The sequence below is a fragment of the Brevundimonas sp. genome (assembly GCF_041648055.1).
GTDB lineage: Bacteria > Pseudomonadota > Alphaproteobacteria > Caulobacterales > Caulobacteraceae > Brevundimonas.
Map to the genome: position 1 here is coordinate 39,442 of NZ_JBAZPS010000011.1, position 21,726 is coordinate 61,167.

Here is a 21,726-nt window from a genome sequence, read left to right on the forward strand (position 1 = left end):
CGGCCCCTCACGCGTCCAGATGGCCAGGCAGGGCGAGGTGTCGCCGGAGCACGTCGAAGAACCGGCGGTCCGCCCTGGCCGCCCACAGGCCGATCGCATGGGCGACGGCCCACCACAGGAGGCCGAGCCACCAGATCCGCAGTGCGAGGCCGAGCACCACGGCGATCGTGCCCATGGCGATGGCGTAGTCTCTCGGCATCCCGGCCATGAGGACGGGCTCGGTCAGGGCCTGGGCGACCGGAAGGTCCCAGCCCTCCGGTCGGCCGTCTTGGAGGGAGCCGGCCATCATCCGATCTCCGCCCCGCCGGCGAAGCCGAAGAAGTCGAGGAAGAAGGTCGAGGCCGCGAAGGCGATGCAAAGGCCGAACATGATGCCCAGACCGCGCCGCATCGAGGAACCGTTCTCGCTCATCGCGATCCCGGCGCCGAAGACGACCACCGCAACGACCGCTGCGGCCTGGACCACGGGCCCGGTGATGGACTGGACCACCTGCTGGAGCGGCCCTTCCCAGGGCATCCCTGAACCTCCGGCCAGGGCCGGCCGGGCCATCATCAGGCCGCACGTCATCATCGCGCCGAACAGGCGGCGCCCAAGTCTTCCACGCATGTCTTGCTTCCTGTGTTCAGCGCGTCTCAGCGCGATGCATCACATTGCAAGCAAATCTATCCACAGGTTGTCAACTGTGTGGATCGATTATTTTACGCGACTTGCAAACGACTGTCAGACAACTCGAAAAGACTCAAAATATGACTTGTGATGACTTGTGGTCCAAAAGTCGCCCCGACCTCGATGGCGACTTCCCACGACTTGCGTTTCGTGCCCGACAGCGCTCGTTGCCAAACGACGCCGCCTCAATTTCAGGTGAAGGATTGGCCTCAAGCCAAGACGCTGATTGCGTAGCCGTCGTCACCCAACGGCTCGACGCCGACCACAGCCTGGACCTTCCGCCCGGTCAGGGCGCGCCAGATGTGGGCATCTAATCGATCAATGGATGATCGTGCGGCGCGGTGTTCAGAGGAAAATTTGGACGACTGGCTTCCCCAACCCGACAGATGGCGAAATCGAAAGCGTCCGGTCGTGCCCTCAACCGGCGCAGCAAGAGAGTTTGCTGACGTCCTTGTTGAATGTCAGTGCGGCCAGCTTCAGGCCCTCGACGGTCGTAAGATAGGGGAAGATCGTGTCGGCCAACTGCTCCACCGTCATTCCGCATTTGATCGCCACCGCTGCGGTCTGGATGCTGTCGGCCCCTTCCGGCGCTAGAATATGCGCGCCGAGGAGTTGCCGCGTGCTGCGATCCGCCACCAGCTTGATGAGTCCACGCGTGTCCCTGGCTGCGAGCGCGCGAGGGACATGGTCCAAGGTGATCATCGAGGTCTGGACATCGTGACCAGCCGCGAGGGCCGCAGCTTCCGTCAGTCCCACCGTCGCCACCTGCGGATCGGTGAAGACGACCGCCGGCATTGCGCGATTGTCGTAGACTTGAGTATCGCCGTTCAGGGCGTTCCTAGCGGCCAGTCGCGCGCCGTAGGCGGCCATATAGACGAATTGGTCGCTCCCGGTGACATCGCCCGCGGCGTAGACGCCCGCGCGCGTCGTGCGCATCCGGTCGTCGATAACGATGCCTCCCGTTGGGGACATCTGAACGCCCATCTCGGATAGCCCCATCCCCTCGGAGTTAGGAACCCGGCCCGTCGCGTTCAGAACACGCTCCGCGGTGATCGCCCCGGGGCTGCCGGACTGCGTGAAGGTGAGCGTCACCTCCTCGCCGGACGAGTTGATGGCCCCGTATACGGCCCCCGCCACGACCTTGACACCCTCTTCGGTGAGATAGCGTTGCAGCGCCTCGCTGATTTCGGGTTCGCCCTCAGGCAATAGCCGGGAGCGGCAGGCGATGGTGACGCGGACGCCCGCCCGGCTGAACATCTGGGCCAGTTCCGCGCCGATATAGCCGCCGCCGATAACCAGCATCGATCGGGGCAGGGACTCCAGTTCGAGCGCGGTCGTACTGGTCAGGTAGGGCACGGACTCGATGCCGGAGATCGCTGGAACCCCTGGACGGGAACCTGTCGCGATGATCACCTTATCCGCAGTCAGCCGGACGCCTCCGACTTCCACGCCGCCCTCGATGAGTCTCGCCGCGCCAGCGTGGTAGGTGATGGCGTCATAGCCCTGCAGCACGTTCTCGTACTTGGCCTGGCGAAGGTCGTCGACCAGTCTGTCCTTCTGGCGAACCGTCTCGGACCACTCAGCGATGGCGGCCGATGCCCGGACGCCGTCGAAGCGGCTCGCGGCCCGGGCCTGGTGTAGGGGTTCGACCGCCCGGATCATGGCCTTGGACGGTACGCATCCGACGTTGACGCAAGTTCCGCCTATCGTTCCGTCTCCGACGAGCGCGACCCGAGCGCCCTGTTCCGCCGCCGTGATGGCGGCCGAAAATCCGGCCGATCCCGCCCCCACCACGACGAGATCGTAGGTCTTGGCGATATCTCGTGAGGGCGTGCAACAATCACTCATTCGGTCCGGATCCTTCTAAATAGACTCTGCCGCTAACAAGGCGGCTTCAAACCCGACAGGCCCGGCCTTCGTCGGATAGCGGCGCGAGCTGGATGTCATCACGATCGTCTGCTGACGCGGAGACTGACCGCGGGAAACCTGATCGAATGTTAGCCTCGAGGCGTCACGACCGGATGCCGGCAGCCTCTATCGGCCCGCCTGAACACGCGCGGGATAGCCGGCCCTGGTCGATGCGAGCGCAAGGGCGGCAGGCGTCACCCGGGCGTCATCATAGGTCACCATCGCCACGGCCTGTCCAGTCCCGCCCGGGGTCACGGTGACGGTCACCGCCGCAACGCCGGGCACGCGCGAGATGGTCCGACGGACGATGGGAGCGCACGTCCCGCAGGACACATTGCTAACGTCGAGCCTCACCGTGCGTTCGGCGGCCTTGGCGGCATCGGCGGTTGTGAGAGCCGCCGCGAAAACGAGGGCGGTGCGGATTGAAAGGCTCATGATCGTAGTCTCCAAGAAAAAATCAGGCGCCGATCAGCAGCGGCGCGACATAGGGAAATGCCAGAGCGAGGACGACAAGCAGGGTCGCCGTCCAGAGCGCGATCTTGACGAGGCGGGTCGAGGGAGGCCGGGCGCAGTTCACCTCTTCGGCGCAGAGGGCCCGCGGCTGACGGTAGACCCGGTAGAAGCCGAGGCTCACGAAGACCACGGCGGCGGCCACGAAATAAAGGTGGTAGGGGGCCAACGCCGTGACGTTGCCGATCCATGCTCCGCTGATTCCGAGCGCGAACAAGGTCAGGGGCAATACACAGCAGGAAGTCGCGCCGATCGCGGCGACAAGTCCTCCGACGGCAAGCCACCTGCGAGCGTTGGGTTTGTCGTTGCGCGCCAAATGTCCGCCGAGTTCTTGCTTGCCGTCTGCCATTGACACTCTCACGTCTTCACGGGTCGATACACACTAGGTAGGGTCTGTAGTCACTACAGATACAAGGGGTAAAACGCTTTATGGACAAATCGGCCCTGCGGGATACGGCCCCACAGCTTCCTATTGGCGAGTTGTCCCGGCGGACCGGGGTCAACATCGAAACCGTGCGCTATTACGAGAAGATCGGCCTGATGCCCGCGCCTGCTCGCAGCAGGGGTGGACACCGCCTCTATGGCCGCGGCCATCTGCTCCGGCTCAATTTCGTGCGCCGGGCCCGGGAGCTTGGGTTCACGCTGAATGAAATAAGGGATTTGCTCGAACTGGCCGAGCAGCGCGATCTTCCGTGCGCGGAGGCACGCGTGGTCGCCGCCGCCCATCTGGGCGACGTCCGCTCCAAGCTGGTTGCCCTGAGGAAGATGGAAGAGGTGCTCGTCGAGATGGTCTCGCGCTGCGCCGATGGCACCACGCCGGATTGCCCGATCCTGGAAGCCCTGTTTGATTCCGAGGCCGGGAGCCGGCCGGCGCGGTGAACGGCCCCTGCCCGCCCGCAGCTTTCAGGATCGGACTTTGTATCCCGCCTCATCCAGGGTTCTGGCCGTTGATCTCTGGCGCTGTTCCGTGACGGTGAGCCTCGCCTCACCACGTCACGCAGTCGACTCGACGGATTCTGCAAAGACGAGAACGCTCTTGTATCTGTAGGGACTACAGACCCTACTCTGTTGTCCGAGACGGTCGACACCAGCGCGCTCAACCCTTGCTGGGGTCAGATCGCCGTATCCAGCTCACCGAGGAAAATCATGCCGGACCAAAAACCCATCACCCGCGCAGCTGACAAGGCGGGCGTAGTCGGCGCGATTGTCGCGGCTATGGGCTGTGCGGCGTGTTTTCCCGCACTCGGCAGCTTGGCTGCAGCCTTGGGTCTAGGCTTCTTGAGTCAGTATGAAGGGGTCTTCATCCGCTACCTGCTCCCTCTGTTCGCGGTCATCGCGTTGGCCGCCAATGTGGCCGGCGGCATGCGCCATCGGCGATGGTCGAGAATGACCCTAGGCATGGTCGGACCTCTGCTGGTATTGGCCGCCGCCTTGCTGATGGCGAGCTTTGGCTGGCCCACGGCTTGGCTCCTTTACCCAGGGCTGACGTTGATGATCGCTGTGTCGATCTGGGATCTGGTGTCCACGCCGAAAAGGAGGCTCACCGGCGCGGCTTGAGTTCCCTCTCCCCGGTAAAGACGAGCGGATGAGCACCAAGGCCTCTCGTCGTAGGATCACACCCTGCGGCCAACTCATCGTTCGTCAGAACAGGATCGGTGGTAAGGAGATTCAGAGCGCTGAGTCATGTCCTTGAATCTGCAGGGCCCACAGACTCTATCTCCGTTCCGAAGCGATGCGGCCGGTCTGGTTACGCGAGCTAGACCCGAAGAAGTGGCGTGAGGACCCAACCTTGGCTGCTGCCTGTCGCCCTTGTTCTAGCGCCGGCCGAATCGGTGCCCATGTCGCTTGGCGCTGCTGGACTATTTGTCGGCCGACCACGCTGTCGCCCTCGCCGACGGCAAGGTGATCGGCCCCGCCGAATACGTTCGACCAAAATCAGGCCAGGACGCTGATCGCGTAGCCGTCGTCGCCTGCGGGCTCGACCCCGAGCACAGCTTCGACCTGCCGTCCGGCGGCGGTCCGCCGGATGTGGACAATTCGATCGACCGCCTGAGCGATCGCCCGGCTCGGCTTACGCGACGAAACTTCGGCAATCAGGTCTTCGATTCTACGCAGAACATCGTCGGCCGAGTTGGCGTGAAGGGTCGACAGTCCGCCGGGATGGCCCGTGTTCCAGCTCTTCAAGGTCTCCAGCGCTGCCGCCCCGTCGCGCATTTCACCGACGACGATCCGATCGGGTCGCATCCGCAGCGCGTCACGAACCAGATCGACCACACCGATCGGGATCGGCTGTCGGCGGGTCAACACCGACACAGTGTCCCAGGCTGAACACTGAAGCTCTGGCGTATCTTCAACGAGAAAGACTCGATCCCGGGCGAAGGCCGGCTCCGCAAGAACGGCGTTGGCGAGGGTGGTCTTGCCGGATCCGGTGCCTCCCGAGATGAGGATGTTGAGTCGCTGCTCCGCAGCGCCACGCAGCACGACCGCCTGCTGATCGGTCATGGCGCCGTCGCGGACATAGTCTTCGAGACTCCAGATTACAGAAGGTCGTTTGCGGATCGAAAACGCAGGCGCGCTCGTGACCGGCGGCAGCATGCCCTGAAACCGTTCACCTGTCCCAGGCAGGACTCCAGCGAGCCGGGGATCGTCGCGCGTTACGGTCTCGCCGACATAGTCTGCGATCAGACGAATGACGCGCTCCCGCGACTCCGCCGACAGCGTCGCGCCTGTATCCCGACGCCCTTCGCCGCTGCGGTCGAGGATCAGACGGCCATCGGGATTAACGAGGATCTCGACGACCGCCGGCTCGACCAGGGCCGCCAGAATGGTGTCGCCCAATGCATGGCGCAGCGCCTCGAGCTTGCGCTCGGCGATGATCGGATGGACCGCCATCAGTTGGCCTGGCCGAACGCCCGGCCTTCGTCGGGCACGGGACGTTCAGTCCGTCCGGCGACAATGCGGGCGGCCGTGGCGTCCAGGAGTCGTTCGATACGACGATCGACGGCCGCCTGGACCGTGGGGTCCTCGTCGACGATCGCGTCGGGGAGCCGGACGAAGAAGGCGCGGGCCACCTCGATCAGCAATTCCTGGACGATCTGCATGTCGCGAGCCGTGGATCGCATATGGTCGCGAAGCGACCGTTCGAGCTGCAGCAGACGATCCTCGGGATCAGCCTGGGGACTCTTCTGCAGGCCACGGGCGATGGCCCGGCCCGCCGCCTGACTGAGCGGCATCTTGCCGCTGCGCGCCTCCCGATTGAGACCGGATACGATCTTAGGGTCGGTCAGATAAACCTGAACGCGGGCGCTCGCCGCTTCTTTCCTAGCCATCGCCTAGACCTCGCAAATGATCGAACGCCGCATCCTGCGCGGCCATCTCCTGCGCCACCCGCCCGTAGATATCGGCCACACGCGCTGCGACCTTCTTGTCGTCCATCGCTGCGGCCACTTCCTTGAACAGCGGCAGAGACGCCTCTGCATCCTCGCCCAGACTGCGGCGACCGGCCCATGGGTGCGGAGTTCCGGGCGGCGCATCTAGCCGTTCTTCTTGGTCAGGCGCGTGGTCGCGCGCCCGGGTCCGAAACGGTTCGCGGACGTCATAGAGAAGCTTGGTCGTCCGCAGCGGTCGGGCGCCGGCGGCGAACACCAGCTGGATGTCGTCCGGAAGGGCGCGGATCTCGCCCGGCTCCAGCAGCGGCCGCTCGATCTGCGACCGGGACACCGAGCTGCGGCCAGCCGCCAGCCCCGCCGGCGAACTGCGGCTGGTCCGGGTCTCCAGCACGGACCCCGTCAGCTTCGACACCTTGTCCTGGGTCAGAGGATCGAGCGCGCTGAAGGCCGTGTAGATATGGAGGTTGTCGAGAATGGTGTTGTTGGCGCCGTAGGTCTCGACGATATCGTTAAGAGACTGGGCGACGAACATCACCTTGACCCCGTAGCCGCTGAGCAGGCGCAGGGACTTCTCGAAAAAACTGACCCGGCCGAGCAACGGGAACTCATCCATCAGCATGAGAAGGTTATGGCGCTTGGGCCGCCCATCGGCGGCTTCGGTCTCCCGAACCGTCAGGGACTGGGCTGCAGCGTAGAAGAAAAGACGCACCAAGGGCCTCAGCGCTGCGCTGTCAGCCGGCGCGACCTGAACATAGAGAGACAGGGGCGCCTCAGCGCACATCAGGTCCCCCATGGAGAAATCCGACCGGGACAGGGAGCGCTCGATGTCCTCGCCCGCCAGCCATTTGAGGTAGGAGCGCGCCGTCCCCTGGACCGAGGTCCGGAAGCGATCATGCATCGCCGCATAGCCCTTGACCGCCGTGGCGATGAACGGATGTGTCTTCGGTTCGCCGCTTGGACCCGGACGGTGCAAAGTTTTGGTCATGACGTCGGCGGCGCTGTCGAGGTCGGCCAACATTTCGCGGACCTTGACCAGGGTCTTTTCGTCATCCTCGGCGGTGTAGAGGACGTGCAGGATCACGGCCTCGAGGATTTCCGACGCAGCCTTGTCCCAGATCGCCTCATCATCGCGGACGCCGCCGGGATCGGAGAGAATGGAGACCAGTCGCTGAACGTGGGCGAGCTCTCCCGGTCCCGGCAGAATTTCCGCGAGCGGATTCCAGCAGGCCGAGGCTGGATCGCGCGGATCGAAGTACAGTGCGTGGCTGAACCGGGCGCGCCAGCCGCTGCTGAGCCGCCAGAGCTCCCGCTTGGGATCATGAACCAGCACGCTGGAGTTCCACGACAACAGCGTCGGCATGACGTGGCCGCGCCCCTTGCCCGACCGGGTGCCGCCGGTCACGAGACTGGGACGGAGGTCGGTCGTTGCGAGAACGCGTCGTCCAAGGACGCCGAGGATGCATCCGCCGAGGGCAGTCAGCCCGGCGCCTTTGGCGTCCTTGAGCTCTCCCCAGCCCCGGATGCGTCGATGGGTCTTGTCTCCCGCCAGCGTCCCCAACCCCAGCCCCCCGACGCCGCCGACCAGGATCAACGGCGCGCACCGCGACATCACGGCCTGCGCCTCGGCGCCGAAGGCATACCGCCAGTGCAAAATGGCCCAGGGCGGATAGAGGGCGAGGTCGGGGCCGATGCGCCATGCCGGTCCCAGAGCGTCGGCCCAATGGTAGGTCCAGGCGAACATCTCCGTCGCGCCCTGGGCGCCCACGGCGAGGCCGAACCCCAATCCTGTCAGCTTGGCCCACACCTCAGGAGTCCGGAGGCCGGACATCCCGGCCAGCTTCAGCTTCAAGGATCAACGAAGGAGCGGCGTCCATTCGACGGTGGTGATAGGCGGTCAAGGCGTCGACCAAATCTGTTCCCGACGACCGTTTAAACAGACCCACCAGCGCCGCCGCCTCATGGTCGAAATCCTCGAACACCCGGCGTTCCGCCTCGGCCAGCTGCAACAGCGGACTGTTCACCCGGTCATAGGCGTCCACCAAGGCCGCATTGCCTGTGGTTCTAACCGCCCTGAACATGTGATCGGAAAGGGTGCGGCATGTTCTCTGCAGTCCACCGCCGCGCAGTACGGGTCTCGCCGCGGGATCCCCGCCCTTCAGGCTGGTCGTGAGGCACAGCAGGCGGAAGGCGAACCTGTCGCGGACAAGAGCGGCGTCAAGTCGGGGAGCCAGAAAGCCTCCCAGGGGCGCTCGCTCGATCAGGCCGAACCCACACAGCCAGCCCAGGGCCTCGCGAACCGGCGTAGCGGATAGATTCAGCCGGCGCGCCTCCTCGATGATCACCACCGGGGCTCCCGGCGTGAAGGCGCCCTGTTCGGCCCGTGCGCGAAGGCTTTCCAGGGCCAGGGTGAAAGGGTCATGCTTGCGGATCAAGGTGAGCTCCGATGGCAAACGCCCACTATGGCGCCTGCCCACGCCTCGCCAATGAGTTGCAGCCACGGGCGATCCGTCTCGGTCGCAAATCGTCCGAATCTCGGTCAGGAGGCGCTGCAAAACATGCCGATATGTGGCCGATTTTCCTGTTTGCTTTCGCAGCCGCACACGTGATCGTTGATCAGAAGCCGGACTGATTCTACGTCGGAAGACGGAAGGGTATGCGCGGATGAGTGGAGACGACCCGGAACTTCCAGACGATGGCGCGCTGCTCTCGGCGACCCTAAAGTCGTTGCGCCGCTACCGCCGGATGACGAAGGCGGAGACGGCTGCGGCCATGCGGATCGCCATCCGGACCTATGCCCGCTTTGAGGCCGGAGAAACCCGGCTCAACCTCGACTACATCCACCGCTTCGCCGCCGCGACGCAAAGCGACGCCCAAGCGATCCTGATGGCGGTGGCGATTGGATCGCCTGAGCACGCCAGACGGTGCGCAGAGAACCAGATGGGCTCCATCTACACCATCGGGCTCGAACAGTTCGACCACCTTCTCGGCGATGACATCCGCAACCTCGACAGCCGGAGCATCATCGCCGCCATCGTGCGAATGTTCGAGGAGCTCGCCAAGGCGCTGCGCGAAGGAGATCCGGCCCGGGATTGGATCGAGAAAGGCTCGGCCAATCTGCGCGCCAAGCGACCCAAGCCAGGACGCTGAGCTCAAATATACTCCAGATATAGCTTTGCAGCTGACCGATCTGCGCGCTCACTGGTTGCGCCACAGCCGTGGCGATCAACCAAGGAGAGACTGAGATGAAGACGACCAAACTGCGCCTCGTCAGCTTCGGCAGCGCCAAGGCTCTGACGCGGGACAACATCCAGGGCGAAGACACCGAGATGGGCGTGTTCCCCCGCCCGCTGGCCCTCGGCTGAACGAAAACGTGGGCGGCGGCTCACCGCCGCCCACACCGGTCGTACAGAAAATGCCCACACATCTCTGGCCGCGCGACGGCATTCATTTCGCCCGGGTGGGTGACGATCTCATCATGCTCGACGTCGCCGCCGACACGTACAGCTGTTTGCTGGGCGCTGGCTCCGTCGTCAGGCTTGAGGACGCGGGCCGCATCGCGATCGACGACGACGACCTCGCGATAGAACTCGAGACCCACGGTATCGTCCAGACCGACCGCCCTCTGCGCGAGCCTCGAACACCTGTTCTGGCCTCGCATGAAGCGCCGCGGTCTGCCGGCTCAACCGACGCGGCGCCCGTCTCCCTTGCCCTGGCCCATCTCCTCGTTTCGACCGTGGTCTTCCATCGCAAGACCTTGGCGCAACTGACCGCGGCCGTGGAGGTCGGCCCAAGGTCGGACGCCCGGAAGTCCGATCTGACGACGGTGCTCGCGGACTATCGCGCGGCCCTCCCCTGGACGCCGTTCGAGGGCGAATGTCTCCAGCGCGGTTTTCTTCTGAAGCGCCTTCTTCGTTCTCACGGGATCGCATCCGACTGGATCTTCGGGGTCAGAACCTGGCCGTTCGCGGCGCACTGCTGGATCCAGGTCGAGGACCTCCTCGTAGGCGACAGTCTGGAGCGGGTCCGTAGCTATACGCCGATCATGGTCGCCTGATGGGTCGCTACGTTCTCATCAGCGCGTCCTCCCAAACCGCCGCCAAGGCTCTGTCGGCCGATCTTCGCCGCCGCTGCGAAAACGCCGGATGGGCCGTCGTGGAACTGAGCACAGCGGCGTGGCTCGGCCTCGCTGGCCCGCATCGGCCCAACCGGCTGGCGGTGGGATCTTGGACCCTCGTTGGGGATGTTCTTCATCGGCGAAGGCCCGAGTTCCCTCCAACTGAACGGAATGATCCGTGGGACTACGAGCGCAAACTGATGGCGCGGTTCTGGGGACGCTTTGTGGGCGTACAACTCGCGGCTGACGGACAGGCCCGATCCCTCCTTCGTGACCCGTCAGGCGCCCTGGAGTGTGTCGCCTGGGAACAGGATGGACTTCTGGTCGTGGCGTCGAGCGTGCCTGACTGGCTCCCTGCAGGTCTGGCGATCCGGTGGTGTCCAAACCACGACAGGCTCGGTTTGGCCATGCGCGACCCCATGAGTTCTGCGGACTGGCTGTTGATGGACGGCCCCGTCACGGTTGCGCCGGGAACCGTCCAGCCCCTGCCGCTCTCCTCTTCTGCGGCCACGGTCTGGACGCCCTCGGGCTTCGCACGGCGGAGCCTGTCGCGCCGCTGGACGCTCGACGAGGCTATCGAGACCTTGACGACGGCCGTTGACGACGCCGTCGCGGGCCTTGCCGGCCTCGACGGATCACTGGCGGCGGAGGTGTCAGGAGGACTGGATTCCAGCAGCGTCGCCGCGAGTCTGGTGCGCAGAGCCGAGGTCCCTGTCGCGCTTTGGCTGAACGCCTACGGGGCGACACAGGAGGCCGATGAGCGGGTCTACGTGCACGCGCTGGCCCAGACACTGGGGATATCGCCGACGTTCGCGCCGCACGCTACAGGCAGTCTGACCGAGCCGCTCCTCGAGCAGATTTCGGGGGACTTTCGTCCAGGATTAAATGCGCTCGACGTTCATCATGACCTGGAGTGGGCGCGACGCGTCGCCGAGGCCGGCGCCTCGGCCCTGATGACGGGCAAGGGCGGAGACTCCATCTTCCTTCAGAACGCCAGCCCCGATGTTTTTACCGACCTCTGGAAAGCGAGAGGATGGCGCGCGCTTCTATCAAAGGATGCCGCTCGGCTCGCCGCTCGAAACGAGGTCTCGGTCTGGACGATGATCCAGCGCGCCCGGCGGGATACCCGACAACAGGGGTTCAGTCTGTTGCGTGACGACACCCTGCTCCCAAGCCGGGAAGAAGCTCCAACGCTGTCCCATCCCTGGCTCGCCGGCAGCGAGGCATTCGGTCCTGCCAAGATCCGACAGATCGCCGGCGTGATTGACAGCGTGTCGCGTCACGGTCCGTCCCTCCTGACGGAAACAATCGACGTCCGGCACCCGTTCTGCGCCCAGCCCGTCATCGAGGCCTGTCTGGCGATCCCGACCGCCTTGCTGACGATCGGCGGGCGCGACCGCGGTCTGGTCCGCCGGGCGTTCGCGGACCGACTCCCCGCGCTGATCGCCGAGCGCCGGTCCAAGGGTGACATGACCCGCATCTATGGCCGGATGGTGCTTTCCAGCCTCGACGTCCTCCGTCCCTGGCTTCTCGACGGAAGGCTCGCGGCGTCCGGTCTGATTGATCGCGCCCGAACGGAGGCGGCCCTCACTGAAGAAGCGCTGATGTGGAAGGGCCAGTTCGGCGCGATCATCCGCGCGGCCGCCTTCGAAGGCTGGCTCAGGGTGTGGACCCGGAGGTTCGGGGCTTCGTCCCGGTAACGTCTTCCGCAGCGAGCGTCGTCTCGAGCCAGTCGAAGATCTGCCCGTAGAGGTCACGGATGTTAGCCGGGCTCCAGTTGAAATGCTCCTCGCCCCAGTAGGTGACGAGGCGGGCCCGACCGCCCAGCCGGCTTAAGGCGCTGAACATCCGTTCCGACTGCGATGTCGTGACGAAATCCATATCGGCGGTCATCAGCAGGACGGGACTGTGGATTTGGTCCGCCGCGAGCCAGGGACTTGCTTTCGCATAGCGTTGGCTGGCCTCGAACGGCGACTCGCCGAGCCCACCCTGGCCGGTTTCGACCCACCCCTGCTGATTGAGCATCATGAATCCTTCTTCGGGTGCGGCCCGGTTGGCCGGGGTGAACTCTCCCCAAGCCCCGAACATGTCCGTGGTCGCCGCCCAGGCGATGTAGGATCGGTATCGGCTCGATCGCGTGGCGACCGCGAGCGCCGCATACCCTCCGAAACTGTGCCCGAAAATCGCGGCCCGGTCGGCTGGGAGTTCCGGATGGGCCGCGACTGCGGCCTCGAACGCCAGATCGACGCTGCGGGTGAAGTAGTCCGCTGGATCATCGCCGTACTCGCTTCCTGGGATCGAGGCGCTGAGGACGGCATAGCCGTCTCCGACGAGTATGGCCGGTCTGACGCCATAGATCAGACCGAGGGGACCGGACCAGGCGCCGCGACTGGCCGACCCGGGATAGAGGGACACGATGATCCCCCTGATCTTCTGGCCGGATCCCAAAGGCGGCCGGAACAGCCAGCTTCGCGTCGGGCGGCCGGACGCATCGAGATGGTCGATCGGTGTCGGCGTGGGCAGGGCGACTTCCCTGAGACCGACGTTGACGCGGTCGAGCGTGCGCGCCTCACCCGGCGTGAGAAGCAAGAGCGCTTCCGACACTCCGGTGCGCTCTAGCACGAGCGCGGCGGAGTGCGAGCTCGCCAGCAGATCGAGGGGTTCGCCGCCTCCGACCCCGAGCGTCTGGATCCTGGCGTCGGTGAGGATTTCGACGCCGCCGGTTGTCGTCAGGGCCGTCATCCAAGTCTGGCGCGGCGCAGCGTTGACCCGCAGCCTGAAAGGGGCCTCGACGTCATAAGGCGTGACGGCCTTCAGCCCCCCGTTGGCCGGCGTCTCTCTCCGGGCGCCAGACCGGGTGACGCGCCAGGCGGCGCCATCGGCGATGACTCGCAAGGCGTCGCCGCCGAGGGTTGAGATCTGATCCGGCGGGGCCGCCATCGTCGATGTCAGCGACCGGGCGTCGCCGTGTCGCGGAAGCGCATACCAGTCCCGACGACCGCTCCCCGGCTGACTGGCGAACAGGATGGGGATGGACCCCAGCCAGTCGGCGCGGACGCCCGTCACGAGGTCGATCGCCCGGCCGGGGGTCGGATCCAGCCCGTGGCGATCCACGGTAGTCACCGCGCCGTTCCGGTTGACTGTTCGGAGATCGCCGGTGCCCCATGACTTTCCGCTCGCCCGGCCCCAGACCAGCACGGAGTCGCCCTGCGGCGACCACCGCAACAGGTGCGGGGCTACTTCGAAGTCTGCGTCCGGAGTAATCCGCACGACCCGTTGCGGGTCGATGAGCACAAGTCGCTGGACCCAGGGAACCTCCGACTGGGACATCTCATCAGTGGGCAGCGGCCGAGGAGCGACCCCCTCGATCACGGCGACCCGGCCGCCGTCGGGGGAGAGGGCGAAATCCACGATGACGCCTTCAAACAAAGGTCGCCCCTTGCCCGTCGTGGCGTCGACCAGAACTAGGGTCTGCAGGCTGCCGGCGCCCTCGGCCATGGGCAGGCGGTTCGCCGTGTCGACGACCGTACGTGACGGGGCCTGACCCGACGCCGTTCGCGCCCAGGCCTGCGCGGTCCGGGTCTGACTGGCGTTGTAGTAGCGCAGGAGCCAAGGCAGGTCGCCGTCGCGACGGGCCATGACGACGACCTCGTTATCGCCGCGCCATTCGGCGACCGCCCCCATCTGCGGCATCTCCGGCGTCAGCCCCGTCCATAGTACGGACCGATCGGCCATCGTGACGATGCCGACCTCAAGCCGGGCGCCGGTGAAGCGGTAGATCAGGACGCGAGCGCCCGACGGCGACCAGGACCCGCGTAGAAGACCGGGTCCTCCGCCTGGGAGAAGCCGCTCGGACGCGGCGTTCGGGCGCCGCAGATCCACGAGCCAAAGGTCGGTGACCGTCCAGGACGCACGCTGGCCCAGATCGAACCGCGTCGCGCTGTCGTAGGGACCCCGTTTCTCATAGATGGCCCAGCGCCCGTCGGGCGAGATCGCCGCGCGGCCAAAGGCCTCCAGTCCGACGACATCCTCGACCGTGACGCCCCGATCCTGCGGGAACACGGGCGTGACGAAGCAGATGAGCGCGAGCAACGCCCCGGCCAGGGCGGACAGGGTCCGGACCATGGGACCGGCCTACCAGCGCTTGACGAGCTGAAGTGCCACGACCCTTCCCAGAAGACTGCCCTGACCCGGATCGAAGCCGAACCCGCTCGCGGCGTCGTAGAACGGCGGGTCCTCATCGAGAAGGTTCTGGACCGTCAGGCTGATCCTCAGGCCCGCCAGAGCTCCCGTCTCTGGGTTCCAGCTCGCCTGGGCGTCGGCGGTGTCCCAGGCGTCGATGCGAACGCCGGCCCGGTCCTCATAGGCGTCGACATGGTTCCAGTGGAGGCTGGCGGCGAACGCGCCGTCGGTCCAGGTCGCGCCGAGCCTCGAGCGGAACTTGACGGGAAAGCCGATCAATCCCGACACCTCCCGGACCGGGGCGGTGGGGGTGCTCCGGGTCTCGTATTCGAGAATGTAGGAGGCCGAGCCGTCAATCGAGAGATTCGCCAGGCCCAGCACGGTCGGAACCCGCCCTGAGAGGTCGAACCCCCTGACGCGGACCGCCCCGGTGTTCACCCAACGCGCGTCGACGATGGCCGCGTAGTTGGTGGCGGGATACAGGCCGCCGGCTGTGAACTCTGGCCGGCTCAGATAGCTCTGGACGAGGGCGAGGTCCGCCGCGTTGTCGGTCGGACGGACGAGGGTGACGAAATTCACGAGGTTCGGATCGGTCAGCACCCCGGACAGGTTCTCCGCTACGGGCCGGGCGATCCGGTCGGTGAAGCGGGTGTCGAAATAGTTGGCGCTGAGCGTCAGTCGGTTGCGACGGCGAAAGTCCGCCCCGATCGTGAAGGTCTCGGCCGTCTCGGGTTTGAGGTCCGGATTGCCGCCGCCCAGCTGCAGGGCCAAGGCTCGGCTTCCGTCGGCGCGCGCGAAGAAGGTGGCCGAGATCGCTGGATTGTCGTGGATCTGCGGCAGGGAGGCCGCGCGAAAGGACGTCCCCCAGGAACTGCGCAGGGCCAGACCGTCGACGGGAGACCAGGTGATCCCGACCTTGGGATTGGTGGTCGTCCCGAAGTCGCTGTAGTCCTCGAACCGTCCCGCCAGCGACAGTTCGAGGCTGCGTACACCAGGCCTCGCATTGTCGGCGCCGACGATCGGGATGCGGGCCTCGGCGAAGACGGCCTCGATATTGCGCGCCCTCTCCGGCGTGGAGGTGGAGACCGGCGCCGGCGTGGAGGAGAAGGTCGTGCTGCTGGCCTGGAACGTCTCGCGCCGCGCCTGGGCGCCGACGGCGAGCTGAACGTCGCCGCCCGGCAAGGCGAAGATCGGCCCCTGCACCAGAAGATTGGCGGACGACGCCCGGCTGCGGTCGCTTGTTTCCGAAAACCCGCTCGAAATGAAGTCCAGCACGGTCGCGGAATTCGCCGTGCCTGTGCCGTAGGGATTGAAATACCCATCGCGGGCGGCGCTGTAGGCGGTGGCTGCATCGTCCGGAGTGACGCCGAGCGCCTCGTTCAGGAACCGAGTGTTGACCCGTTCCGGAACCCGAACGGACCCTTTCTCGCCGGCGAACGAGACGTACCCCTCAAGTGACCATCGCGCGCCGAGATCGTAGCTCGCCCCGGCCGTGACACCGAAGCTTTCCGACCCCAGAGACTGACGCGGATTCCCCAGGTCCCGGACGAACGAGTATCCGACCATCTGGGACGCCGCGCCCGTCGGAGAGATGAAGAACGGGTTGGAGGCCGTGACCGTCATAAGGCCGATGCTTGCGGGCCCGGCGTATTCGATGTTCCGCTTGTTGTACCGCGCATCGGCCGTCAGCTCGAGCCGGTCGCCGATCTGTTGGCGCACCGCGCCATAGGCCGCCTGACGTTCGACCCCAGGCAGAAGATCGGCGCCCAATGAGGGCGCTTGCAGGTTCGCGGAGCCGGCGACGAAGTCCGCCGCGCTTTGCGCTGAGCCTGACGCATTCGGTCGGATGGCGAACTGGGAGATATAGGAGGCGGTGGCGGGGTTGAAGACGACCAGGTTACCCGGAGCCGAGAAGGTGAGGCGGCGATCCGTTCCCCCAAAGGGCCGCAGATCGCCGTCGGCGGTATAGGGCCGGTCCTGCGAGTTCAGCGCATTGATCGTCTGAACCTCATAAGCAAGGTAAGCCGATCCGGAAGACCAGGAGCGACCGCCGACGACGGAGCCGACGAGATCTTCCGCCCCGCCTTCGGCTGCGGACGCCCGCAGGCGGGTCTCTAATCCGTCGAACGACCGGCGCATGATGACGTTCACGACGCCGGCGACTGCGTCCGCGCCATAGAGGGCCGAGGCGCCGTCGAGCAGGACATCGACGCGCTCGACCGCCGCGGAGGGCATGGCGGAGATGTCGGAGAAGTCGCCCCGGAAGCCGGTTCCTGCCATCCGCCTGCCGTTCACTAGCACGAGCGTGGATGCCGGCCCCAGACCGCGCAGGTTCACCCCCGTGGCGGCCACCCTGTTCGAGCCTTGAGTGTCGGAGTTCGCGAGTTGCACGCCGGGCGTCGCCGAACCTGCGTAGTTTTGAGGTAGAGCCGTCACCGCCTCCGCCACTGTTGCGAACCCGCGAGCGTCCAAGGCGTCGCGGTCAAGCATCACCACCGGCGAAGACATCGGCCCGGACGACTTGAGCAAGGAGCCGGTGACGATGATGTCCTCGACCTGGGTGGTGACCTCCGCGCGCGGGCCGGCCGTGTCGGCGCGCCTCAGGAAGATGACGCCGGGGCGGACCTCGGACGGGCTCAGACCAGTCCCGGACAGAAGCCTTGCGAGCGCGTCCTGCGCCGTAAATCGCCCGCTCAGTCCCTCCGTCCGAAGGCCCACGACCAAATCACCGGAGAAGAAGATTTGCCTATCGGACTGGGTCGCGAACAAATTCAGCGCGTCGCGCAGCGGACCCGCCGGAATGTTGAACTCACGCGCATCCTGAGCGCAGGCCGTCGCGCTGATGGATACGGCGCAGGCGACGATCGCGCTGCAGGACAATAGACTCAAGCGACTCATATTCAGGGCTCCCCTCGACGCCACGCGACGTCGAAGAGGAGGTGATCGAGGCCCCGGGCGACCCCGGAGCCTCGACGGATTTATTTTCCGCGTTCCGACAATCGGATCGAGCCGTCCGGCCCGGCCGACGGCTCCAGACCGAAAACGCCCGACGCCGCTGCGACAAAGGCGTCACGATCCCCCGTCTTGAACACGCCGTTGACCGGCACTGTCGCAAGATCCTTCGCCTCCAGAACAACCTTTGCAGTGAGGTACCGGTTCACCTCGGCAACCGCTTCGTTCATCGGCGTGTCTCGGAACACGATCCGTCCCTCGGTCCAACTGGTGGCCGTGGGCAAATCAACCGAGCGACTGGCTGTGCCGGCCGGGGTCACTCGCGCCTCCTGGCCCGCCGCAAGTCGTAACGGCCTTTCCGGCCCGGACAAACGGGTCACATCCACCGCGCCGCTGACCAGAGTGACGCTGACGCCGGAGCCTTGCCGCTGGACGTCGAACACCGTCCCTATGGCCGTCACGCGCGCGTCGCCCGCCGCGACGACAAATGGTCGCTGACCGTCATGGGCCACGGAAAACATCGCCTGTCCGCGTTCAAGATCGACGAGACGCTGGCCGTCGCTGAACCTGACCCTCATCCGGGAATCTGTGTCGAGGCGAACCGACGACCCGTCCGCCAACTGTACGACCCATTGCTCGCCCACGCCGGTCGTGAAGGTGGATCGCCCCTGCCACCACGTCCATCCGCCGATCACGAGTGCCGCAGCTGCGCCGAGGGCGGCCAAGCCCAGCAGTCTTCTGGTCGATCGATCCTCTGACGTCTTGCGGAGTCGACGCGACATGGCGTCGTTGAGCGCCTCGGTAATCTCCGGCCGACCGGCGAGCTTCCGGCTTTCCGTCCAGATCAGCTCGACCCGACGATACGCGTCCGCGTTGGCCGGAGATTTCCGCCAGTCGAAAAACTCCCGGATCGTCTCTGTCGTGACGCTGCGCGCGCCGAGGCGTTCGTGCCACTCGGCCGCTTCCTGGTCCGGAGTTTCAACCCGTGCTTTCGGGTTGCCCATGATACGCCCCATTCCCTAGCGCCGAAGCTCTGCGGCGCATTGAGCCAAGGCCTTGGTCATGCGCCATTCGACGGTCTTCGGACTGATGTCCAGTTGCTCGGCGATCTGGTTGTTCGTCAAACCGCCAAATCTAGATAACACAAAGACATCCCGGAGAGGTTGTGGCAAGGCGAGCACGATTTCCTGAATCTGCACCGCCGCGTTCTGGGTGGGCTCCAGGGCCATTGTTCCCAACGGAGCGGCGCTGTCGAGTATCTGCCGCCGCCGCCGATGCTGACGATCCCCGCTGAGACCGATGTTAAAGGCGACCTTCAACAGGAATGCCCGGGGGTGACGGATGTCCAGATCCGCCTCGATCGCTGCCACTCGTAGCCAGATTTCCTGGACCAGATCCTCAGTGTCCGCGCCGAACCGGCGACGAAGTCGCGCGACAAGCCAAGGTGAGTAGCGGCGATAGAAGGCTTCCAGTCGGGCGTGCCGGCGGGACCGGCCGCTGTTCTCGTCTCCCACGGTCTTGGCTTCCGACACGCAACCGCCTCCATCCAGATGAAGGGGCGCTGAGAGTCGCACATGGAAATACCTGCGCCCGTGAGGGGTCGTCGGACGACGTTATCGACGCGTCCAGACAGGACGGCGGACAGCTCGAAACCGTCGTCGTCATGATCAGCTAGAATGTCGCAGGGGATTCCACGCCCCTATCGGCCAAGGCCGACATCGGAATCGTGGCTGATTTGATTTAGGTCCGCAAGACCCGGAAAGGTGGAAAGGGGCGGGCGTTGGAACCTTGCGACACAAGGCCCGGAAATTTCAGAGAGTGTCCGACCGCTACAGGCTTTCGCCGGTCCCTGCGGACAATGGACATGCGCCTATAGACCGGCGCCCGCTCGGCACCCTATCGCGGCAGCGGGCCATTGGGAACTGGCGCGGAGACATCCGGATTAGCCAAAGACTTCGGACGCCGCATCTGCGTCCCTCATGGCTGGGATGACAGCCGACAGCGTAGGGTGACCGCTGTAATCGAGATCGCCCAGATGAAGGAGCGACAGACGTCTCAGTGCAGCGGCGGCGGTCGCGATACCGACGGAGGCGATCTGCTTTTGCGCGTCATTGGGAAAGAAATAGTCCACCCGATGATCGTCCATGCGGAAGAAGCTCATCGGGGCCGCGTGGAGGTGGGCTGAGAAGTACCCGTAGAGCGCAGTGAAAACATCAGGATTCCAGCCCGCAAGGGCTGCAGACTTGCGCATACCGCCGATGAAGATCGTTTCGCCTGACACGAGGCGCTTCTGTTGTTCACCATCGAAGCCCGCGAAAGCCGGATGTGACCGAATTTCCATAATCAGGTCTTCGCGACCCGCCTTCAGGTCAGCGGTGCCCGCGGATGCGGGCCAGGCGCGAAGCAGCTTGATTCTGGAGACCGTGTCGTGAAGTCGCAGCACGGCATAGCGGAAGGCCCAGTCCTCCTCGTTCACCCGTTCGACCAGGTAGGCATACATCGACAGGCATTCGACGATCATGCGCGCGAGGCCCAGCACCGCAGAATGATCGAACATGTTGGATCGACACACGAAGCCGATCGACCGACCATGGGCGCAGGCCTTGGCGTGCACCATAGACGCCAGTTCGCAAGCGCGGTCCGTCGCCGATCCAGTCAAGACCATGGAGACATCGTTCGAGAACCCGCTGACGAGGATGAGCTCTTCCAGAGCTTCATCCACCGGGGTCACGGGCGCGGATACTCCATCGCAGGCTCCGAGGGCATGGCGCCGTCGGCGCAATTTCCTGTTGAGGTTCACCGACGGGCGCCCGGGTCTGCTCGCAACGTCGTCGCAACTCCCGCAAGCAGGGAATGGGGCGCGGGCATTGGAATCCTCCGACAAAGAGGCGCGCTGATTGAAGGGCGGCCGCATCCTAACGCCTGCCGAAGCACGCGTTCCCCGGACCGAAGACCGACCTCTATTCACGTCTACCCGCTGAGCTTCATTCTGGCAGATTCCCCATCCCGCGAAAACGCCCAAGACAACACGCAAGCCGTGCTTTTCCTTGCCGACTGCCCGCCAATCAGAGAGACTCGGACCGATGAAGAAACCTCTGAAGTCATTGACGCCTGCGAAACGCCGGGAGCTGGACCACGCCGTGGCCATCCTGCGGGAAGAGTTTGCCGTCGCGACCTCCACGCGCAAGGCGCAGCGCCTGCGCGACGGACGCATCCTCAAGATCATCCTGTTCGGCAGCTACGCGCGCGGCGACTGGGTTCACGACCCGGTCGGGCGGTATTTTTCGGATTTCGACCTACTCGTCGTCGTCGACCATGAGGACCTGACGGATTTCGAATTCTGGGAGGACTCAGAAAAACGGCTTCTGGCTGACATCACCTCCGGCCAAATGTTGCGCACCCCGGTCAGCGTTATCGTCCACAGTCTTGATGACGTGAACTACAAGCTGGAGCACGGTCGATCATTTTTCATCGACATCGTCCGCGACGGCGTGACCCTGCTGAACACGCCCGGGGTGGACTTTGTCGAGTCTATGGTGCTCTCGCCGGAAACGGCATTGCAGGAGGCAGAAGACACCTACGAAGAAGCCACCGAGAGCGCCGACGAGTTCATCGACCTAGCAGATGTTTCACGCTCTCGGAGCTACACACGAAAAGCGGCTTTCCTCCTGCACCAGGCTGTCGAAACCCTCTACGCCGGACTGTTGCTCGTCCTCACCGGCTATTCACCGAAGTCCCACAAACTGACCAATCTGCGCCGGCTGACGGAGCCCCTCGTGCCTGGTCTGGCGCAGGCTTGGCCTCACGAGACCAAGCTCCAGCGGCGCAGTTTCGAGCTCCTTCGCGCCGCCTATGTGAAGGGTCGATATTCGAAGCATTTCAAGATCACCGACGAAGAGCTGGCATATCTCGTTGAACGGATCGGGATTCTGCGAGGCCTGATCGATGCGGCGTGCCAGAAACGGTTAGCCGACCTGCGTGATCAGGCCGGTCGAACCGACTGAT

Annotated in this window: 20 protein-coding genes; 6 read left to right on the forward strand and 14 right to left on the reverse strand. The window is 65.1% G+C overall.

What is annotated here, in order from left to right; genetic code table 11:
* Positions 1-7: 7 nt before the first annotated feature.
* From WC585_RS15235 to WC585_RS15255, 5 genes are all read right to left on the reverse strand, one after another.
* Positions 8-289 (reverse strand): VirB3 family type IV secretion system protein, encoded by a 282-nt coding sequence (locus tag WC585_RS15235; protein WP_373258761.1) that lies wholly within the window; start codon positions 287-289, stop codon positions 8-10.
* Positions 286-606: a TrbC/VirB2 family protein gene (locus WC585_RS15240; RefSeq protein ID WP_035306083.1), complete on the reverse strand. Its 321-nt coding sequence runs from the start codon at positions 604-606 to the stop codon at positions 286-288. The genes WC585_RS15235 and WC585_RS15240 overlap by 4 nt, the downstream gene beginning before the upstream one ends.
* 477 nt (positions 607-1,083) lie before the next feature.
* Positions 1,084-2,460: a mercury(II) reductase gene (gene merA / locus WC585_RS15245; protein ID WP_373258763.1), complete on the reverse strand. Its 1,377-nt coding sequence runs from the start codon at positions 2,458-2,460 to the stop codon at positions 1,084-1,086.
* Positions 2,461-2,700: 240 nt separating this feature from the next.
* Entirely contained in the window at positions 2,701-3,009 is a 309-nt protein-coding gene (locus tag WC585_RS15250) for a heavy-metal-associated domain-containing protein (RefSeq protein ID WP_035306081.1), read from the reverse strand.
* Positions 3,010-3,031: 22 nt separating this feature from the next.
* The gene (locus tag WC585_RS15255; RefSeq protein ID WP_184279841.1) at positions 3,032-3,433 is read right to left on the reverse strand and encodes a mercuric transporter MerT family protein; all 402 of its coding nucleotides are present in this window, start codon (positions 3,431-3,433) and stop codon (positions 3,032-3,034) included.
* Between the two features lie 80 nt (positions 3,434-3,513).
* Between WC585_RS15255 and WC585_RS15260 the strand changes: the two genes are divergently transcribed.
* Together WC585_RS15260 and merC are read left to right on the forward strand one after the other, a co-directional pair.
* Positions 3,514-3,963: a helix-turn-helix domain-containing protein gene (locus WC585_RS15260; protein ID WP_035306075.1), complete on the forward strand. Its 450-nt coding sequence runs from the start codon at positions 3,514-3,516 to the stop codon at positions 3,961-3,963.
* 267 nt (positions 3,964-4,230) lie between these two features.
* On the forward strand, positions 4,231-4,641 hold the full coding sequence (gene merC / locus WC585_RS15265; RefSeq protein WP_035306144.1) for an organomercurial transporter MerC: 411 nt from the start codon (positions 4,231-4,233) through the stop codon (positions 4,639-4,641).
* 378 nt (positions 4,642-5,019) lie between these two features.
* On the opposite strand, the gene trbB is transcribed toward merC, so the two are convergent.
* Genes trbB through WC585_RS15285 form a run of 4 tightly spaced genes read right to left on the reverse strand, consistent with a single transcriptional unit; the run spans position 5,020 to position 8,905 of the window.
* The gene (gene trbB / locus WC585_RS15270; RefSeq protein WP_035306072.1) at positions 5,020-5,976 is read right to left on the reverse strand and encodes a P-type conjugative transfer ATPase TrbB; all 957 of its coding nucleotides are present in this window, start codon (positions 5,974-5,976) and stop codon (positions 5,020-5,022) included.
* On the reverse strand, positions 5,976-6,413 hold the full coding sequence (locus tag WC585_RS15275; RefSeq protein WP_035306069.1) for a hypothetical protein: 438 nt from the start codon (positions 6,411-6,413) through the stop codon (positions 5,976-5,978). The genes trbB and WC585_RS15275 overlap by 1 nt, the downstream gene beginning before the upstream one ends.
* A complete protein-coding gene (locus WC585_RS15280; RefSeq protein WP_221415119.1) occupies positions 6,406-8,301 on the reverse strand; it encodes a type IV secretory system conjugative DNA transfer family protein in 1,896 nt (631 codons plus the stop codon). The genes WC585_RS15275 and WC585_RS15280 overlap by 8 nt, the downstream gene beginning before the upstream one ends.
* Positions 8,279-8,905, reverse strand: coding sequence for a GntR family transcriptional regulator (locus WC585_RS15285; protein ID WP_035305731.1), 627 nt, complete (start codon positions 8,903-8,905; stop codon positions 8,279-8,281). Before WC585_RS15285 ends, WC585_RS15280 begins: the two co-directional genes overlap by 23 nt.
* Positions 8,906-9,134: 229 nt before the next feature.
* Here WC585_RS15285 and WC585_RS15290 point away from each other — a divergent pair, with 229 nt between their 5' ends.
* The 3 genes from WC585_RS15290 (at position 9,135) to WC585_RS15300 (ending at position 12,287) form a co-directional block, all read left to right on the forward strand.
* Entirely contained in the window at positions 9,135-9,620 is a 486-nt protein-coding gene (locus tag WC585_RS15290) for a helix-turn-helix transcriptional regulator (RefSeq protein WP_155988051.1), read from the forward strand.
* 328 nt (positions 9,621-9,948) lie between these two features.
* Positions 9,949-10,527 (forward strand): lasso peptide biosynthesis B2 protein, encoded by a 579-nt coding sequence (locus WC585_RS15295; protein ID WP_184279843.1) that lies wholly within the window; start codon positions 9,949-9,951, stop codon positions 10,525-10,527.
* A gap of 467 nt (positions 10,528-10,994) precedes the next feature.
* Entirely contained in the window at positions 10,995-12,287 is a 1,293-nt protein-coding gene (locus WC585_RS15300) for an asparagine synthase-related protein (protein ID WP_373258764.1), read from the forward strand.
* Here the strand turns inward: WC585_RS15300 and WC585_RS15305 are convergent.
* The 5 genes from WC585_RS15305 to WC585_RS15325 all read right to left on the reverse strand — a co-directional run bounded on the left by WC585_RS15305 (position 12,247) and on the right by WC585_RS15325 (position 20,452).
* On the reverse strand, positions 12,247-14,712 hold the full coding sequence (locus tag WC585_RS15305) for a prolyl oligopeptidase family serine peptidase (RefSeq protein WP_292147488.1): 2,466 nt from the start codon (positions 14,710-14,712) through the stop codon (positions 12,247-12,249). The genes WC585_RS15300 and WC585_RS15305 overlap by 41 nt on opposite strands.
* Before the next feature lie 9 nt (positions 14,713-14,721).
* Positions 14,722-17,667, reverse strand: coding sequence for a TonB-dependent receptor (locus WC585_RS15310; RefSeq protein ID WP_035305739.1), 2,946 nt, complete (start codon positions 17,665-17,667; stop codon positions 14,722-14,724).
* Positions 17,668-17,747: 80 nt separating this feature from the next.
* Positions 17,748-18,725 carry a FecR domain-containing protein gene (locus WC585_RS15315; protein ID WP_035305811.1) on the reverse strand — a complete coding sequence of 326 codons (978 nt, stop codon included), beginning with the start codon at positions 18,723-18,725 and terminating at the stop codon, positions 17,748-17,750.
* Between the two features lie 15 nt (positions 18,726-18,740).
* Positions 18,741-19,253 carry an RNA polymerase sigma factor gene (locus WC585_RS15320; RefSeq protein ID WP_052004711.1) on the reverse strand — a complete coding sequence of 171 codons (513 nt, stop codon included), beginning with the start codon at positions 19,251-19,253 and terminating at the stop codon, positions 18,741-18,743.
* Between the two features lie 410 nt (positions 19,254-19,663).
* The gene (locus WC585_RS15325; protein ID WP_035305742.1) at positions 19,664-20,452 is read right to left on the reverse strand and encodes a DUF5677 domain-containing protein; all 789 of its coding nucleotides are present in this window, start codon (positions 20,450-20,452) and stop codon (positions 19,664-19,666) included.
* A 352-nt stretch (positions 20,453-20,804) separates the two neighbouring features.
* Here WC585_RS15325 and WC585_RS15330 point away from each other — a divergent pair, with 352 nt between their 5' ends.
* Positions 20,805-21,725: a HEPN domain-containing protein gene (locus tag WC585_RS15330; RefSeq protein WP_035305744.1), complete on the forward strand. Its 921-nt coding sequence runs from the start codon at positions 20,805-20,807 to the stop codon at positions 21,723-21,725.
* Position 21,726: the final 1 nt, after the last annotated feature.